The organism is Methylomonas sp. HYX-M1 (assembly GCF_040741385.1).
GTDB classification, from domain to species: domain Bacteria; phylum Pseudomonadota; class Gammaproteobacteria; order Methylococcales; family Methylomonadaceae; genus Methylomonas; species Methylomonas rhizoryzae.
Window position 1 is genome coordinate 3,792,292 of sequence record NZ_CP160405.1, and the last position, 16,024, is coordinate 3,808,315.

The window sequence follows — 16,024 nt, forward strand, 5'->3', positions numbered from 1 at the left end:
AAGAATCGCTGACGGCTAAGCCAAACTCATTTTCAACGCGGCGGCGGTTGGCCACGGGGTCAATGTCAAGGCCCCGACCAACAACGCGGCCATCATGTACAGCTGACCGCTGACCGGAAATCCGGCCATTGCCGCATCTACCGCACCGCTGGCGAAAATCAGCACCGGCACGTACAAGGGCAATACCAATATCGCCAATAGTACCCCGCCTTTGCGCAAGCCGACCGTCAGGGCAACGGCAATCGCGCCGATCAGGCTCAACACCGGCGTTCCCAGCAACAAGGTAAACAACAAAATGCCGATCACGTCGCCCTGCAATCCGAACATCACCGCCAACAACGGCGCCATTAGCGACAACGGCGCCCCGGACAACAGCCAATGCGCGGTTACCTTGGCCAGCACCAGCAGCGACAAGGGATGCGGAGTCATCACCAATAACTCCAAGCTGCCGTCTTCGAAATCGGATTTGAACAAGGTATCCAGAGACAATAGCGACGCCAACAAGGCCGCCACCCAAATCACTCCGGGGGCAATGCGTTTCAGCAAAGCCATTTCGGCGCCGACACCCAACGGGAACAGCGTCACTACCAATACAAAGAATGCCAAAGGGTTCAACAACTCGGCCCGATGCCGGTAAGCCAATAATAAATCGCGGTGCACTACCGCCGAAAAAGCCGCGAAACTGGAAACGGTATTCATGATTGCAGTTCGATGGTTTGCAGCATACTGGCCGGCAACGCTACGTCGTGATGCGAAGTCAACACCGCGATGCCGCCTTGCTGCGCGTGCTGTTCGATGTAGCCCTCGAACAAGCGGATACTGGCTCTATCCAACGACGTAAAAGGTTCATCCAAAATCCACAGACGTTTGCGGGTACACAGCAAGCGGGCCAAGGCCAAACGCCGGCGCTGACCGGCGGATAAATAGCGCAACGGCGTGTCCTGATAACCCTGTAAACCCACTTTGGCCAGACTATCGTCTATGCCTAAAGTCGGCACCGCCAGTTTTTGTGCAAAGCGCAAATTCTCGGCCACGCTCAAATCTTCTTTATTGCCGTTCATATGCCCGACATAGGCCACGTCTTGATAAAACTGCGCCGCAAGTTGCAACACATCCACGCCTTCCCACAGCAATTCGCCGTCGTCGGGCGCACGCAAACCGGTCAAAATTCGCAACAGCGAGGTTTTGCCGCTGCCGTTCGGACCTTCGATCAATAAAACCTGGCCGGCGCCGACGCTAAAATTCAGTTCGGAAAACAACACGCGCTCGTCGCGCACGCAGGCTAAATCGCGCGCTTCGAGCAAGGGAATGGACGTCATTGAAACTACGAAAAATGGATTGCGACAAACCGGCGAAAACCCTTGGGCCACCCGCTAAAAGTCCGGCATTGTACTGCAAATACCGCTTGTTACGGGAATTAAGCCCGGTTGGCCTGTTATTACTTGCCTGCCTCGGCCGGCTGGCTTTTACCGCCCGAAATTTTGTCGATTTTGGCTTGGCTCTTCAATTGTTCGACGTGTTTTTGAAATTTTTCCATGCGCAAAAACGCCAACAATCGGTCTTTAATGGATTCAAACGGCGGAAACTCTTGTTGTTTGGAATCTTCCCGCAATATCACATGCCAGCCGAACTGGCTTTTAACCGGCTGCGCGCTGGTTTCGCCATTCTTGAGCTGTTCGACGGCCGCAGAAAATTCCGGCACCGTTTCTCCGGGCGAAATCCAGCCCAAATCGCCGCCGCTTTCCTGACTGCCCTTATCGGTGGACAGTTTTTTGGCCAATTTTTCGAAACTTTCGCCTTTGTTCAGCTTGCCGATAGCGGCCTGGGCGGCTTTTTCGCTATCCAGCAAGATGTGCCTGACCTTGTATTGCATCGGCGCGTCGGTTTCGCGCTTCTTCTGCTCGTAGGCTTGGCGCAGCTCGTCGTCGCTGATGTTGACCGATTTTACGAAATACTCGGACGCCACCTGCGAATAAGCAACGCGCAAAGCGCTGTCCAATTTGTCCCGTAACTCCGGGTCGGCAGGCAAGGGTTGGCTCACGAATTCTTGGCGTATCAACTCCCGGCCGATTTGCTCTTCCAATAATTTGGCTTCGACTTCGGGACCGGAGCCGTTGCGATGACCCGCCGGGCTTAAACCGGATTTAGCGATGCCGCAGCCGTTAACGATTGCCGCATAACGTTCGGGATTGGCCGACGTCGCCAGACAAGCACCGCCGGCTTTGCCGTCTTCGGAAGCGACCTTGTGAGTATCGCTGGCGCAAGCCGCTAAAGCCACGCTCGCGGCGACGAGTAACGACCGCTGAATTTTTGCTGTAGTCATGAAATTTCAATGTAAGTAATAGGCGGAAAAGAAAAACGTCCTGTAGAACCGGCGACGTGCTCGGGTAATTTAAGCACGGATCGCGCCAGTATAAACTCCTTTTTTGTTTCAAAGCATTATCAAACCGGGCGACACAACAGCCCCGCTTAACTATGTCATATCACGCAGTTTCTCGCTCCAGCCGCGGCAATTGCCGCAATGCGTTTAGCCGCCGAACAATTGGTGATCTATCAAATCGCACAAACAATGCGAAATCAATAAATGCACTTCTTGAATTCGGGCGGTAGAACCGGACGGCACCCGAATTTCGATATCCGCTTCGTTCAGCAAGCCGGCCAAAGCGCCGCCGTCCTTGCCGCTCAGCGCAATCACCGTCATATCGCGCTCGTGCGCCGCTTTAACGGCTTTCAAAATATTGCCGGAATTGCCGCTGGTGGTATAGGCCAACAAAATGTCGCCGGCTTGACCCAAGGCCCGCAATTGCTTGGCGAAAATGTCGTCGTAATGGTAATCGTTGGCGATCGAGGTGATGGTCGAGGTATCGGTACTCAAGGCTATCGCCGGCAATCCCGGCCGCTCGCGCTCGAAACGATTCAACATTTCCGAGGAAAAATGCTGGGCATCGCCGGCGGAGCCGCCGTTGCCGCAAGTCAGCACTTTTTTATCGTTGACCAAGGCTTCGACGATTTTTTGCGAGGCGAATTCGATCAACTCGCACAAACTCGCCATCGCATCTTGCTTGGTTTGGATACTGTCGGAAAAATGATTGATGATGCGATCTTGTAGACTCATAGATTCAGGTTTGAAATGCGTTTTTAATCCACTGGATGCGGCCGTCACCGGATATCGCCACGACATCGAAGCGTATGGCGGCCTGATCCAGGCGGTTGATTATGACATAGTGCTGGGTAGCCGCGACGATGCGGGCCTGTTTTTGTCGGGTCACGCTGGCCAAGGCGCCGCCGAAATCGTCGGATTGGCGAAACCGGACCTCCACCACCACCAAGGCCGAGCCGTCGCGCATCACCAAATCCAGCTCGCCGAATTTGCAACGAAAATTGCTGCATTCCAAACGCAGCCCATGACGGGTTAGATAGTGCTCCGCTTGCCGCTCGGCCTGCTCGCCCTTGCCCAGATGCGCGGCTTTGGAACGGCCGAACATCAATCCGCGTACCCGTTGGGCACCGGCACGCCGCCGGTGAATTGCGCGCACACCAAGGTGCGAGTAACCCGGTTTTCGGCATTCAAACCCAGTTTTCCGGTTGCCCCGGCATAGGGCTGTACCGCCAATTGCGGCAAAAGGTTTAACAGATAATATGCATCCACTCCTAACGCGGCCAATCGGTCCAGACCGTCCGACAGACCTTGCAAATGACTTTGCAAGCTAGCGCGGCTCACCGGGCCTTGATAATAGTTATCGAACAGCCAAGGGATGTCGCAAAAATCGAAAGCCCCCAATTCGGCGTCTTTGCCCGGGTCCGGCCTGCCACTGTAAATAGTGGGCATTGCATACACCGTAAAACCGCCGGCTTGACGGTATTTGAGCTGCACCGCCAATTCGCGGGCCGCGTCGGCGTTGGCGCTCAATAACAGCGCCTCGACGCCTTGCAGCGCTCCGGGATGGTTTACCGTCTCCAGCAAACGCTCCAATACCGCGCCTATATCGTGTAGGCGCGGATCGTAACTCTGCATGCCGGCGACCGTGCCGCCTTGCGCTTGCCAAGCCGCGGTCAGGTAATTGCCGACACGCTGGCCCTGACCGGTATTCGGCACCAGAATCAGCACCCGCTGCTTTCCGTCGCGGCGGGCCTTGCGCGCTACGGCTTGCGCTTCGTCTATCGGACTCAAGCCGAATTGATACAAATTGTCGTGCTGCAAATTATCGACATGATTCAAGGCCAACACCGGAACGCTAAGCTCCGCATTAGCGGCCAGGGTTTCGATTTGCTCTTTGACTAACGGCCCCACCACGTGCTTGGCGCCGTCCGTCACCGCTTGCCGATAGAGCTGCACCACGTCCTCTTGTCCACTGTCGTAAAACTTTAACGGCACTGCGGTGGCACCGCCGACAATTTCGGCCCGGTAAGCCGCCAGCATGCCTTCTTTAATCGCTTTGCCGGCCGGCGCGTAAGGCCCCGAGGTCGGCAACAATACCGCAATGGCCGGAATGGCGACCGGCGCAAGCGGTTCATGGCCGCTGGCGGAATCGGCCGGCGTTACCGTCGGCGGGCTAGTCAGATACGCTTGCAAGAATTCGGCGTTAGCCGCATGGCCCGGATAATCCGCGCGCCACTGATTAATCGCCGCAGCACTATCCGTGCCGGTTTGCCGACTTAACTTTAAAATTTTGGCCAGCGCCATCCAGCCCTGCAATTCGGCCGACAATTCCGGCGCAACGGCCGCCTCGTCGTCCGGCAAGCTAGCCAGGGTTTCGACGATAGCGCGCACGTTATCCTGCTGCTGTTTAGGCTCGCGCAACAAATTGCCCAACCGAATGCGGCTGCTGACCGCTTGCAGCACGTTGCCGGTCAATGAATAGCCGAAAGCCAGCGACCGGTAGTAGGAAATCCTATCGGCCTCCTCCAGCAAAAGCGGCCTTACCGTTTTCAAGCGATACAGGGCTTGCTCCGCGTCGCCCATGCTCAAATCGATTTGCGCCGCCAACACGGTGTATTTGCCGCGCTGTTCAGGGGACAATTCGGCTTGGCGCAATAAATCCAGCTGTTTTTGCGCCGCGTCGATGTCGCCTGCTTGCAGCAAGGCGTCGGCGTTCAGCAGCCGTTCGAACGCCTGTCCGTCCGCCAAACCGTAACTTTTAACCGGAGCATCCGGCTGCGACAGCCTTGGTGCGGCAGGCTTGGCTTTAAGCTCGAACTGCGCGCGGTTATCCGCCGGCCCGGTCGAACAGGCCGTCACGGCCAATCCGGCGAAAATCCACCATCGGCCGAATCGGCGAGGCATAATGCTGGGCTTACGACAAACACGCATGGCGACGGGAGCAAAAATTCGATGAGCGGGAAATTATACGTGGTTGCCACGCCGATAGGGAATTTGGCCGATTTCAGCCTGAGAGCCGTAGAAACCTTGAAACAGGTGGACTTGATCGCCGCCGAGGATACCCGCCACGCCAAACAACTCCTGCAACATTACGGGATCAACAAACCGTTGCAGTCGCTGCACCAGCATAACGAGGCGCAGATTTCCCAGGGTCTGGTCGATAAAATGCTGGCCGGTCTGACGATTGGCTTGGTTTCCGACGCCGGCACGCCGTTGATCAGCGACCCCGGCCTGCCGTTGGTGCAACAAGCCCATAAAGCCGGCATCAGTGTATCGCCGTTACCCGGCGCATGCGCATTAATCGCCGCGCTGTCGGCCTCGGGCATGCCGGTAAGCCGATTCAGCTTCGAAGGTTTTTTGCCGCGCACCGCCTCGGCCAGACAACAATTCTTCAGCGACAAATTGCGCGACGCCTCTACCTGGGCCTTTTACGAATCCTGCCACCGCATCCAAGCCTCTTTGGAAGACATGGCGGCGATTTTTCCTGCCGAGCACGAAATAGCCCTGGCCCGTGAAATCACCAAGTTGCACGAAACTCTGATCAAAGCACCGCTAGCCGAAGTGTTGCGCCAAGTGCAGCAAGACGACAACATGCGTAAAGGCGAATTCGTGGTCATCGTCGCCGGCAACCCGATAGACGCGGACCGGGATGATTCGAGCGCCGAAGCCTTGCGCATCCTGAAGCTGTTGCTCAAGGAATGCTCGATCAAAACCGCAGTGGCACTGGCGACGGAAATTACCGGACAGCGCAAAAAAATGCTGTATCAGACCGCTCTGGCGCTGCAGGCCGGGCAAGACCTTCCTTGAGATAAGCGCTTAAATTACCTATGCTTAGCGCCTAGCTTATCGCAGGAGAAAGACATGCGCGTCGCGGACGTAATGACCAGTAAAGTGTTTACCGTAGACCCTAACGATTTGATAGACAGGGTATTCTTTTTGATCCATTACGAAAAAATTCGTCATTTGCCGGTTCTGGAAAAAGGCAAATTGATCGGCATCGTTTCGGATAGAGACCTCTACAAAGCCCTGGGTCCCAAAAGCAATTCCAACGTGGTGCAGACTAATAAGGACAACAGCCAACTGCACGTGGTGTCGCAAAAAGTCGCGCACATCATGCACCGAGGCGTTTATACGGTAACGCCCGCCACCCGGCTGTCCGAAGCCGCGCACCTAATGGCGGAAAACCGCATCGGTTCGTTGCCGGTAGTGGAAGGCGAAAAACTGATAGGCATCGTTACCACCACCGATATTTTGCGCATTTTCGCTAAAACCGAACGGGAGCGGGAAGCGAGAGAACAACAAACCTAAACTTTGCGTCATCCGGAATCACTAAAGCCGTCAGCCCAATCAGGCTACGGCCAAGTAGAAAACAAACCTTTTTCCTCGAATGGCTTGAGGCCTTGCCGTTTTTGGCTTTGTCGCTTTTATGGGCATTCCTGCAGGCAATGTCGGATAGGGCGGAGTTACCCCCAGTTACCCCTGGATTTCAATGTATCCCGTTGAACGCTATTGAACAATAAAAAACCCGCTAAGCCTTACAGCTTGCGGGTTTCAGGTACTTCGTTGAACTGTGTTGAATCCACTAATGGAGGCTGCGACCGGAATCGAACCGGTGTAGACGGCTTTGCAGGCCGGTGCATAACCACTTTGCTACGCAGCCGTTATCCAAACAAAAAAGCCGCGAGTTCACGCGGCTTTACAAATCTGGAGCGGGAAACGAGACTCGAACTCGCGACCCCAACCTTGGCAAGGTTGTGCTCTACCAACTGAGCTATTCCCGCTTGGAATTTTTGTCATTATACGTGATATTTTTTGCCTGTCAACTCCCATTTGTGACCGCTCTCCGGAGGCAATCGCGCACAAATGCGGTGAAAACAAATTCAAGTTAAGGTATCGACTTTATCTTTTTGATATTCAAAGAGTATCTTATCACGGACCTCTATTCTCCAGCATTTTACCACCCTCGCCGGCCCTCGCGTCGACCTCCTGCCCTCTGTAAAAACATCTGCCGCAAAGTAAAGTCGGCATCAAGGCAAAACACAGGCGAACCTAAAGAAACACTGACCTTCGGCCAAGCTCCCCTTCCGCATTCAAATGGGATTGAACCGGTCAGGAAAAGATTACCGGCGCGGATAAAAAATGAACAAACGTCAGATTCGCATGCTGGCAAAACGTCGAACACCTATAATGAATGACTGATAAATATTACAAACGATAGAGGGAAGCAATGTTCAAACGTCAATTCGGCTTCGTTATACCCTTGCTGCTATGCAGTTCCGCTTGGGCACAATCGACAGGACATATCGGCCATGGCGGCGGTAGCGGCGACCAAGCTTGCATTAAAGCCAAAGTCAGCCGGCAAACGCCGGAAAACATGACTCAAGTCTCTCCCGGTTCGGAGTTTTCGTTTTTCGCCTCCGGCAGCAATGGTCCTAACCACATTCATGTGCAGATCAAGAATCAAACCATCCCGCTCAGCGTTGAAGACAAGGAAACGTTTTATTTGGTGAAAGGCAAACTGCCGGAAGACATCAAAAACACCGTTGTGCGAATTTCTGTTTCACTCAAAGCCAAATTCAGCAAATGCGACGCGGAAAGCGGCTGGTTGTTAAAAGTGGGCGAATAACTTTGACGCGCTGCCGATTGCGGCGGCGCTTCCATCGTTGCGGCATCGACAGCGGCAAGGTCGTTACGCTCCCTCCCCTAGCCGTTTTTCAAGCTTAGATCGGCGATGCCACCGCACAAAAAAAGCAGCAACCTCGACCGAACTCGCGAGAATAGGCTTGTCATATTTCTGTCATCGCGCTCCCCTAGAATTTCAGACGAAGGTCGGGCCGGCCGCTTGGCCTTATACCCTTTCGCCTGGAAATTATGAATAAATTACAGTACCGCACTATTTGGATTTCCGATCTGCATATCGGCTCCACTCAATGTCAAGCCGATACTCTGCTGGACTTTCTGAAGCACAACGACAGCCACAAGTTGTATTTGGTCGGCGACATTATCGACTTTTGGGCCTTGTCCAAAAAAATGTACTGGCCTGGAAGCCACAACACCGTCATCCAGAAAATCCTGCGCAAAGCCCGGCATGGCACCCAAGTGATCTACATACCGGGCAATCACGACGAAAACGTGCGCGATTACACCGATTACGTGTTCGGCGACATTTTGATTAAACAATCGGATATTCACACTACCGCCCAAGGCCGGCGCTTTTTGGTGGTGCACGGCGACGAATACGACACTATCGCCCAACACCATCGCTGGATGGCGAAATTGGGCAGCATAGGTTACGACTGGCTGATTCAAATCAACCGATTCGTGCGCTCGTTCAGGCGGATTTTCGGCGTGCAATCGCACTTTTCGCTGGCGGCCTATATCAAATTCAAGGTCAAAAATGTCGTGCAATTCATGTCGGACTACGAAGAGAGCATCGTCAAGACCTTGAAAAAAGAAGGCGTAGACGGCGTAATCTGCGGGCATATTCACCACGCGGAAATCAAACAAATCGAAGGCTTTATGTACGTTAATACCGGCGATTTCGTGGAAAGCTGCACCGCGATCGTCGAACACCACGACGGCCGGCTGGAGCTGATCAAATGGCATCCTTTGTCGCTAGCGGAGCATAACGACCGGGAAGATACCCTGATAGAAGTTGGCTGAAACCCGCCATTCCAAAAAGCCGCAATATCTCAGGTTGGCGTAGCGAAAATCGCTCTTTCCCATTGCCTGGAAATCCGTTTTAATCCCCGCTCATTTGCCTGCGCCGATTCGCCTTTGCGCCCTTGCCTTCATGTCCACTGTTTTCAGTTTTCCGCCTATCGCCGCCCCTGACGCCCGAGTGCTGATTTTGGGCAGCATGCCGGGCCTGGCCTCCTTACAAGCCGGCCAATATTACGCCCATCCACGCAACCAGTTTTGGGCCATACTCGCCGCCTTATTAGACCGCGAGTCGTGGCAGGATTATGCCGAAAAGCGACTGGCACTGTTAGACGCGCACATCGCCTTGTGGGACGTGCTGCAATCCTGCCGGCGTCCCGGCAGTTTGGATGCCGACATCGCCAAACCCAGCATGGTCGTGAACGATTTTGCCGGCTTTTTAACCGAACACCCGCAAATACGGCACGTCTTTTTTAACGGTGCCACGGCGGAGCAAACCTTTCGCCGCGCCGTGTTACCGGCTTTATCATTGACAGAGTTGTGCTTGCAGCGCCTGCCCTCCACCAGTCCGGCCCACGCGGCATTGAATTTTCAGCAGAAACTCCAACAATGGCAAACGGTAACCGCCGCCTTGCAAATACCGGGCGATACGAGTGCGGCTCGAAATCGGCCTTAATCAAAATGCCGTTCGTTGCCGGCTTCAGCTACGGTAAACTATCGGCCAACCAAGACCGAACTGCGTTTATCCGATACGAACCAAAGTCTCCCGTGTTTAACGCTTGTCAATTTCTCGCTTAATGTCCAGATATCGCCGTTCCCGATACCGCAGTCTTGCGACAGCTCCTCGCAACACCTGGGTTAAGGCGCTACGGCGCGGTCTGGCTTACGGTCTGCTCGGTTTTACGCTCAGTTCGGCCGCCGCTGTCGGCATACTCGCTGCCGTACCGCCGCCGACCACGGCTTTTATGCTGCAACGCCATGTAGACGATTGGCTGCAAAACAGCCGTTTTCGCCCTATCGAGCAGCAGTGGTGCGCCAGCCGGCAGATTTCCCGGCACGCGTTCGCCGCAGTCATCGCATCGGAGGATCAAAAGTTTTACCGGCATTCCGGTTTCGATACCGACGCAATCCGCCAGGCTTATCAGGTGTATCAACGTGGCGGCAAGCTACGCGGCGCCAGCACCATCAGCCAACAAGTGGCGAAAAACTTGTTTTTGACCCCGGCCCGCAATGCCGCACGCAAAGCGTTGGAAGTGTGGTTTACCATGCTGATAGAAACGATTTGGAGCAAGGCCAGAATTTTGGAAGTGTATTTGAATGTCGCCGAATTCGGCGACCACTTATTCGGCATAGAAGCGGCCAGTCGCGCCTATTTCGGCATTCCCGCCCGCCAGTTGTCCCGCAGCCAGGCGGCCCTGCTAGCCGCCACCCTACCTAATCCGCTAAAACTGCGTGCGGACAATCCCAGCCGCTATCTACTGCATAGGCGCGATTGGATACTCAGACAGATGACGCTGGCTAACTCCTAGTCGGAAAAATATACGCGGCAGGCTATCGGGACAAGCGTCGCCCCCACCCCACGCTAATGTTAACGACGGGGATGGCGAGATACCTTCAAGACCGTCAGGATGCCTTTGCTGTCATAGTTGGGAATTAACATAAGCTTAGGGAACGGGGCATTCGGCAGCGACAGCACCTATTCAACCCCGGAGCCTAGCGTTTTTAAAGGTAATGCAGCTAATTCGGCTACTGATGCGTTGCGTTTTATTTTAGAATTTCCGGGATTTAGAAGACATTACTAGGGGCGTATGCGTGCAAACAGAATCATGGTCGATTGAAGAATCCAAACAACTTTACGCCGTCGATCAATGGGGTGGTGGGTATTTCTCTATCAACCGGCAAGGCCACGTTTGCGTTAAGCCGCGTTTGGCAACGGAACAAACCATCGATTTATTCGAAGTCGCCCAAGCGTTGCGCGGGCGCGGCTTGAATTTTCCGGTGCTGGTACGCTTTACCGACATCTTGCGCGACCGGATAGTGCAGTTGCAGCAAGCTTTCGACCTGGCGCGCGACAAATACCGCTACAACGGCAATTACACCCCGGTCTACCCGATTAAAGTCAACCAACAAGGCAACGTGGTGCAAAGCATCGTGTCGGCCGATAACATAGGCCTGGAAGCCGGCAGCAAACCGGAATTGTTGGCAATACTGGGCCTGATCAAACCGGGCGGCACCATCGTCTGCAACGGCTATAAAGACCGGCTTTATATCCGGATGGCCTTGATGGGGCAATTGATGGGTTTGTCGGTCTTCATCGTCATCGAGAAACCCTCGGAGCTGGGGCTGATCGTCGAAGAAGCCGCCAAGTTGCAGGTTCGGCCTTTGATCGGGATGCGGGTTAGGCTTTCCACCATTAGCGCCGGCAAATGGCAAAACAGCGGCGGCGAGAAATCCAAATTCGGCTTGCATGCCAGCGAAGTCTTGCAGCTGATAGAACAACTGGGGCAAATGAACCTGCTAGATTGCCTGCAATTGATGCACTTTCACATGGGGTCGCAAATCGCCAACATTCACGACATCAAATTGGCGTTGAAAGAAGCCGGTCAATTTTACGTGCAGTTACGCAGCCTGGGCGCAAACATCAATACGGTCGACGCCGGCGGCGGTCTGGGCGTGGATTACGACGGCAGCGGTTCGCGGCGCGAGTGCTCGATGAACTACAGCATGGCCGAATACGCCGACAACATCGTGCATGCGTTTGCCGAAATCAGCCGCCAACACCATCTACCCGAACCGCACATCATTACCGAGTCCGGCCGGGCGATTACCGCCCACCATGCAGTGCTGATCACCAATGTTACCGAAGTGGAAAGTTTGCAAAGCGATACGGAACAGCACAGCTTTAACGCAACCAACCTCGCCGAGGCCTACCACAACGCCCAATTCGATATTGCCCAAGCCCGCGCGCAATTCGTACAAGGCGATTTATCGTTATCGCAACTGGCCGAAGCCGAAAAACACTACGTAAGCTTATGCCGGCAGATACAAGGCCGCCTAAATACGGAAAACCATCAACACCGCGAGATTCTGCAAGAATTGGACGAAAAACTGGCGGATAAGGTATTCTGCAATTTCTCGTTGTTTCAATCCATGCCGGACATTTGGGGCATAGAGCAAATTTTCCCCATCCTGCCGATTCAGCGCTTGCAGCAACGTCCGTCGCGCCGCACCGTACTGCAGGATTTGACGTGCGACTCGGACGGCCGCATCGATCAATACGTAGATCGGCACAACGTCAGCCACACCCTGCCCTTGCACGCAATCGACGACGAACAGGACTATTTGATCGGTTTTTTCATGTTGGGCGCTTATCAGGAAATATTGGGCGACATGCACAATTTGTTCGGCGACACCCATTCGATCAATATCGAACTGGCAGACAACGGCTATCGCTTCGGCGACTTTATGGCCGGGGAAGACGTTAGCGAGCTGCTCGATTACGTGCACATCGACACCGAAGCACTCAAATCGGCTTACCGACAGCGTTTAGCGAGTTCGAAACTCCCTCAAGCGCAGCAACAACTATTCGAACAAGAGCTTTTAGCCGGATTGAACGCCTATACTTATTTGGAAAAATAAGCAGGCGCACACGGGTTTCAGTGCAAACCGACCTTTTAGCAACGGAGAATACATGAAAGTAGGCTTCATCGGCCTAGGCGCCATGGGCCAAGGCATGGCAAAAAACTTGGCCAAAGGCGGCTATTTACAAGCGGTATATAACCGCACCTGTTCCAAAGCGCACGAACTGGCTACCGAATTGACGGTTACGGTTTACGACTCGGTGCAAAGTCTGGCCGAACAAAGCGACGTGATTTTCATCTGCGTATCGGCCGATAACGATGTGATGGATGTAATCGACGCCATCGCCGCCACCATCAAGCCGGGTAGCGTGGTAATCGATACCTCCACTGTCGGCAGTAATACCGCGGTTCGAGCAGCTGCCGCTCTGGCCGGCAAACAAGCGCATTTTTTAGACGCCCCGGTATCGGGCGGCGTCGAAGGCGCCAACAAAGGCAGCTTGGCGATGATGATAGGCGGCGACCCCGCTGTGCTGGCGCGGGTACGTCCTATACTCGAATGCATGACCGCTAGAATCGAACACTTAGGGCCGACCGGCTCCGGGCAAGCGTGCAAGGCCGTCAACCAAGTCATGTGCGCCGGCATCAATCAAGCGGTTACCGAAGCCTTGAGCTTCGCCCAAGCGCAAGGCCTGGACCTGGATAAAGTGATAGACGTGGTCTGCGGCGGTGCGGCCGGCAATTGGTTTTTGCAACATCGCGGCAAAACCATGACCCAAGGCCTGTTCAAGCCCGGCTTCAAGCTGGCTTTGCATCACAAGGATTTGTTGATCTGCCGGGAGATAGCCGCACAAACCGGAACAGCCATTCCTCTGACCGAACGGACCGTATCGGAATACGCACAGCTGATGCAACAAGGCTACGGCGACGAAGACATTTCCGCCTTATATCGAATAAAACGCAAACCCTGAACATAAACGAGGATAAAACATGAGAATCACAGTTTTCGGTAGCGGTTACGTAGGTCTGGTGACCGGCGCCTGCCTGGCCGATGTCGGCAATCAAGTCATGTGCATGGATGTCGATCAAAACAAGATAGACAAACTGAAACAAGGCATCATTCCAATCTACGAACCCGGCTTGGAAGAGATGATCAAGGACAATATGGCCGCCGACCGCTTGCATTTTACGACCGACGTAAAAGAAGCCGTCGATTTCGGCTTGTTCCAATTCATCGCAGTAGGAACCCCTCCGGACGAAGACGGTTCCGCTGACTTGCGCTATGTATTGGCCGTTGCCCGTAGCGTCGCCGAAAACATGCAGGACTACAAAATCGTGGTCGACAAATCCACCGTGCCGGTCGGTACCGCCGACAAGGTCAGGCAAACCATGCTGGACGTCTTGGCGGAACGTGGCGAAAGCGTGGAATTCGACGTGGTATCCAACCCGGAATTTTTAAAGGAAGGCTCGGCACTGGACGATTTTATGAAGCCTGACCGCATCGTCATCGGCACAGACAACCCGCGCACCGCAGAGCTGTTAAAAGCCTTGTACGCGCCGTTCAACCGCAGCAGGGAACGAGTCATCAACATGGACATCCGTTCCGCCGAATTGACCAAATATGCAGCCAACGCAATGCTGGCGACCAAAATCAGCTTTATGAACGAGCTCGCCAACCTGGCAGAACGTTTAGGCGCCGACATCGAGAGCGTGCGCCACGGCATAGGCTCCGACAGCCGCATCGGCTATAGCTTCATCTATCCTGGCTGCGGCTACGGCGGCTCGTGTTTTCCTAAAGACGTCAAAGCCTTGGAACGCACCGCTAAAGAAATGGGTTATCACGCCGAATTGCTGAACGCGGTCGAAAACGTCAACGACCGGCAAAAACACCGTTTGTTCGAAAAAATCAGCGCCCGCTATCCCGAAGGGATTAAAGGTAAAACATTTGCACTTTGGGGCTTGGCCTTCAAACCTAATACCGACGACATGCGCGAAGCACCTAGCCGGGTTTTGCTGGAAGCTTTAATCGCCGCCGGTGCCTCGGTCAAGGCCTACGATCCGGAAGCGCTGCACGAGGCTAAGCGTATTTACGGCGACAACCCCGGATTGATTTATTGCGAAGCACAAATAGATACACTGAACGACGCCGACGCCTTAGTCATCGTGACCGAATGGAAACAATTCCGCAGCCCGGATTTCGACAAACTTGGCGGCCTGTTACGCGATAAAGTCATCTTCGACGGCCGTAACATGTACGAGCCCAAGATCCTGAAACATCACGGCTTGGAATACTTCTCGATAGGCCGTTAATCCTCAGTTCGGTTTTCGTGCCCGATCGAACTGATCTTGGCACGAAAACCCGCCATCACCCAAGCATCATCCTTCAGCGGCTTGCTTGTCGCCAAAGCCGATCCCGTTAAATTAACGAAAGCGCGCATCCGACGCCGGCCGCCCGGATAAAGGCAAGAACTGATGCGAAATTTAATTTTGCAGGCACAATCGGGTCGATTGCGGAAAATACGGCCGGCTGGACAAGCTGAAATCAATTACTCAACCGGCACAAAGTAGAAATTTAGATCGAAACAATAAACCAGCGCAGCTTTTTATTATGCTGAAATCCGAGCGGAATTGCGCGTTACCGCACCATACGTCAGTAAAGCCAATATCAACAAGGGTAAGATGCCCGGCTCGGGAACGTTACCGGTTCCGGTGACCGGAGCCAGATTGGCGAGAAACTCAATACCCAAAGGCAGTATCGAGCCGTCATCGAAAGGCACCAGAATTTCCAGTAAATAAGCAGTCGGGTCGCTAATCAGCGGAAAGAACCCGAATGCATCGATGCCGTTGGGATTCAACGCCGCTTGACTGAATAGGGTTACGCCACCCGCGACAGCCGGCAATTCGTAATAGAAACCGATGACGTTGCTTGCCGCCGAAAAGGTAGATGTCACATTCAAGCCGGTATCCAGCACGACGCCGTAATCCAACAGCACGATGGCCGCTTGCGGGTTTGAGAACGTATTGTGGGTATCCGGCCCCCAGAGCGCAATTCTGTTAGCTGCGATGGTAGGATCCGTATCGACGAAATAAAACCCGAACACAGACTGCGAGAAGAGCAAAGAGCCGATGTCTAAAGCCTCCATGCCTAAAAAGACATTCAACGATACCGGCTTAAACATCTCCGCCCCGCTGTCGTCATAAAATACGTTCGGATCGGGGTTGAAAAACGCTGCCTGCACGCTGCGCAAAGGCAGCATCAGCGCGACAACGAAGAAAAATAGTGATAAGAAAAAGCGTTGTTGCATGATGTTTCGCCTCTGCGCTGGCAGTATAAAATGGGTTTACCCGTTAAAAAGCACCGACTAAATCGTAGCTGAAATCTTGCCGGATCCTATTGCCCGCTGGT

The 16,024-nt window shown here is 54.0% G+C and carries 16 protein-coding genes and 2 tRNA genes; 9 read left to right on the top strand and 9 right to left on the bottom strand.

Translation table 11 applies throughout. The features are described from left to right. Positions 1-15: 15 nt before the first annotated feature. The 6 genes from ccmB to AB0A83_RS17275 form a co-directional block, all read right to left on the bottom strand. The gene (gene ccmB, locus AB0A83_RS17250) at positions 16-699 is read right to left on the bottom strand and encodes a heme exporter protein CcmB (RefSeq protein WP_150050523.1); all 684 of its coding nucleotides are present in this window, start codon (positions 697-699) and stop codon (positions 16-18) included. Then, positions 696-1,319 carry a cytochrome c biogenesis heme-transporting ATPase CcmA gene (gene ccmA / locus AB0A83_RS17255; RefSeq protein ID WP_367154814.1) on the bottom strand — a complete coding sequence of 208 codons (624 nt, stop codon included), beginning with the start codon at positions 1,317-1,319 and terminating at the stop codon, positions 696-698. The genes ccmB and ccmA overlap by 4 nt, the downstream gene beginning before the upstream one ends. Positions 1,320-1,438: 119 nt before the next feature. Next, positions 1,439-2,323, bottom strand: coding sequence for a peptidylprolyl isomerase (locus tag AB0A83_RS17260; RefSeq protein WP_150050527.1), 885 nt, complete (start codon positions 2,321-2,323; stop codon positions 1,439-1,441). A 204-nt stretch (positions 2,324-2,527) separates the two neighbouring features. Beyond that, positions 2,528-3,115: a phosphoheptose isomerase gene (locus AB0A83_RS17265; protein ID WP_150050530.1), complete on the bottom strand. Its 588-nt coding sequence runs from the start codon at positions 3,113-3,115 to the stop codon at positions 2,528-2,530. A gap of 4 nt (positions 3,116-3,119) precedes the next feature. Further along, positions 3,120-3,485 (bottom strand): YraN family protein, encoded by a 366-nt coding sequence (locus tag AB0A83_RS17270; RefSeq protein ID WP_150052061.1) that lies wholly within the window; start codon positions 3,483-3,485, stop codon positions 3,120-3,122. After that, complete coding sequence (locus AB0A83_RS17275) at positions 3,485-5,239, bottom strand: penicillin-binding protein activator (RefSeq protein WP_367154815.1); 1,755 nt, start codon at positions 5,237-5,239, stop codon at positions 3,485-3,487. The genes AB0A83_RS17270 and AB0A83_RS17275 overlap by 1 nt, the downstream gene beginning before the upstream one ends. A gap of 93 nt (positions 5,240-5,332) precedes the next feature. On the opposite strand from AB0A83_RS17275, the gene rsmI reads away from it, so the two are divergent. Both rsmI and AB0A83_RS17285 read left to right on the top strand, forming a co-directional pair. Beyond that, on the top strand, positions 5,333-6,187 hold the full coding sequence (gene rsmI / locus AB0A83_RS17280) for a 16S rRNA (cytidine(1402)-2'-O)-methyltransferase (protein ID WP_367154816.1): 855 nt from the start codon (positions 5,333-5,335) through the stop codon (positions 6,185-6,187). A gap of 54 nt (positions 6,188-6,241) precedes the next feature. Then, positions 6,242-6,688 carry a CBS domain-containing protein gene (locus tag AB0A83_RS17285; RefSeq protein ID WP_150050536.1) on the top strand — a complete coding sequence of 149 codons (447 nt, stop codon included), beginning with the start codon at positions 6,242-6,244 and terminating at the stop codon, positions 6,686-6,688. A 278-nt stretch (positions 6,689-6,966) separates the two neighbouring features. On the opposite strand, the gene AB0A83_RS17290 is transcribed toward AB0A83_RS17285, so the two are convergent. Then, positions 6,967-7,040 (bottom strand) — tRNA-Cys (locus AB0A83_RS17290). 45 nt (positions 7,041-7,085) lie between these two features. Continuing rightward, positions 7,086-7,161 (bottom strand) — tRNA-Gly (locus AB0A83_RS17295). Positions 7,162-7,607: 446 nt separating this feature from the next. Here AB0A83_RS17295 and AB0A83_RS17300 point away from each other — a divergent pair. From AB0A83_RS17300 to AB0A83_RS17330, 7 genes are all read left to right on the top strand, one after another. Further along, positions 7,608-8,006, top strand: coding sequence for a hypothetical protein (locus AB0A83_RS17300; RefSeq protein ID WP_150050538.1), 399 nt, complete (start codon positions 7,608-7,610; stop codon positions 8,004-8,006). Between the two features lie 245 nt (positions 8,007-8,251). Further along, positions 8,252-9,043, top strand: a complete 792-nt coding sequence (locus AB0A83_RS17305; protein ID WP_150050540.1) for a UDP-2,3-diacylglucosamine diphosphatase — start codon at positions 8,252-8,254, stop codon at positions 9,041-9,043. 130 nt (positions 9,044-9,173) lie between these two features. Then, the gene (locus AB0A83_RS17310; protein ID WP_150050542.1) at positions 9,174-9,716 is read left to right on the top strand and encodes a DNA-deoxyinosine glycosylase; all 543 of its coding nucleotides are present in this window, start codon (positions 9,174-9,176) and stop codon (positions 9,714-9,716) included. A gap of 121 nt (positions 9,717-9,837) precedes the next feature. Further along, entirely contained in the window at positions 9,838-10,569 is a 732-nt protein-coding gene (gene mtgA, locus AB0A83_RS17315; protein WP_367154817.1) for a monofunctional biosynthetic peptidoglycan transglycosylase, read from the top strand. 283 nt (positions 10,570-10,852) lie between these two features. Next, entirely contained in the window at positions 10,853-12,679 is a 1,827-nt protein-coding gene (gene speA, locus AB0A83_RS17320) for a biosynthetic arginine decarboxylase (RefSeq protein ID WP_150050546.1), read from the top strand. Next, positions 12,666-13,589 (top strand): NAD(P)-dependent oxidoreductase, encoded by a 924-nt coding sequence (locus AB0A83_RS17325; protein WP_367156180.1) that lies wholly within the window; start codon positions 12,666-12,668, stop codon positions 13,587-13,589. Before speA ends, AB0A83_RS17325 begins: the two co-directional genes overlap by 14 nt. Positions 13,590-13,608: 19 nt before the next feature. Further along, a complete protein-coding gene (locus tag AB0A83_RS17330) occupies positions 13,609-14,928 on the top strand; it encodes a UDP-glucose/GDP-mannose dehydrogenase family protein (RefSeq protein ID WP_150050550.1) in 1,320 nt (439 codons plus the stop codon). A gap of 296 nt (positions 14,929-15,224) precedes the next feature. Here the strand turns inward: AB0A83_RS17330 and AB0A83_RS17335 are convergent, their stop codons facing one another. Next, entirely contained in the window at positions 15,225-15,923 is a 699-nt protein-coding gene (locus tag AB0A83_RS17335; RefSeq protein ID WP_150050552.1) for a hypothetical protein, read from the bottom strand. Positions 15,924-16,024 lie beyond the last annotated feature (101 nt).

What these genes read in the sequence shown, in the direction of transcription:
- AB0A83_RS17285 (WP_150050536.1), top strand. Translation starts at nt 6,242, where the DNA reads ATGCGCGTCGCGGACGTAATGACCAGTAAAGTGTTTACCGTAGACCCT.
- AB0A83_RS17260 (WP_150050527.1), bottom strand. Translation starts at nt 2,323, where the DNA reads ATGACTACAGCAAAAATTCAGCGGTCGTTACTCGTCGCCGCGAGCGTG.
- AB0A83_RS17305 (WP_150050540.1), top strand. Translation starts at nt 8,252, where the DNA reads ATGAATAAATTACAGTACCGCACTATTTGGATTTCCGATCTGCATATC.
- ccmB (WP_150050523.1), bottom strand. Translation starts at nt 699, where the DNA reads ATGAATACCGTTTCCAGTTTCGCGGCTTTTTCGGCGGTAGTGCACCGC.
- AB0A83_RS17330 (WP_150050550.1), top strand. Translation starts at nt 13,609, where the DNA reads ATGAGAATCACAGTTTTCGGTAGCGGTTACGTAGGTCTGGTGACCGGC.
- AB0A83_RS17310 (WP_150050542.1), top strand. Translation starts at nt 9,174, where the DNA reads ATGTCCACTGTTTTCAGTTTTCCGCCTATCGCCGCCCCTGACGCCCGA.
- rsmI (WP_367154816.1), top strand. Translation starts at nt 5,333, where the DNA reads ATGAGCGGGAAATTATACGTGGTTGCCACGCCGATAGGGAATTTGGCC.
- AB0A83_RS17270 (WP_150052061.1), bottom strand. Translation starts at nt 3,485, where the DNA reads ATGTTCGGCCGTTCCAAAGCCGCGCATCTGGGCAAGGGCGAGCAGGCC.
- ccmA (WP_367154814.1), bottom strand. Translation starts at nt 1,319, where the DNA reads ATGACGTCCATTCCCTTGCTCGAAGCGCGCGATTTAGCCTGCGTGCGC.
- AB0A83_RS17335 (WP_150050552.1), bottom strand. Translation starts at nt 15,923, where the DNA reads ATGCAACAACGCTTTTTCTTATCACTATTTTTCTTCGTTGTCGCGCTG.
- AB0A83_RS17265 (WP_150050530.1), bottom strand. Translation starts at nt 3,115, where the DNA reads ATGAGTCTACAAGATCGCATCATCAATCATTTTTCCGACAGTATCCAA.
- AB0A83_RS17300 (WP_150050538.1), top strand. Translation starts at nt 7,608, where the DNA reads ATGTTCAAACGTCAATTCGGCTTCGTTATACCCTTGCTGCTATGCAGT.
- mtgA (WP_367154817.1), top strand. Translation starts at nt 9,838, where the DNA reads ATGTCCAGATATCGCCGTTCCCGATACCGCAGTCTTGCGACAGCTCCT.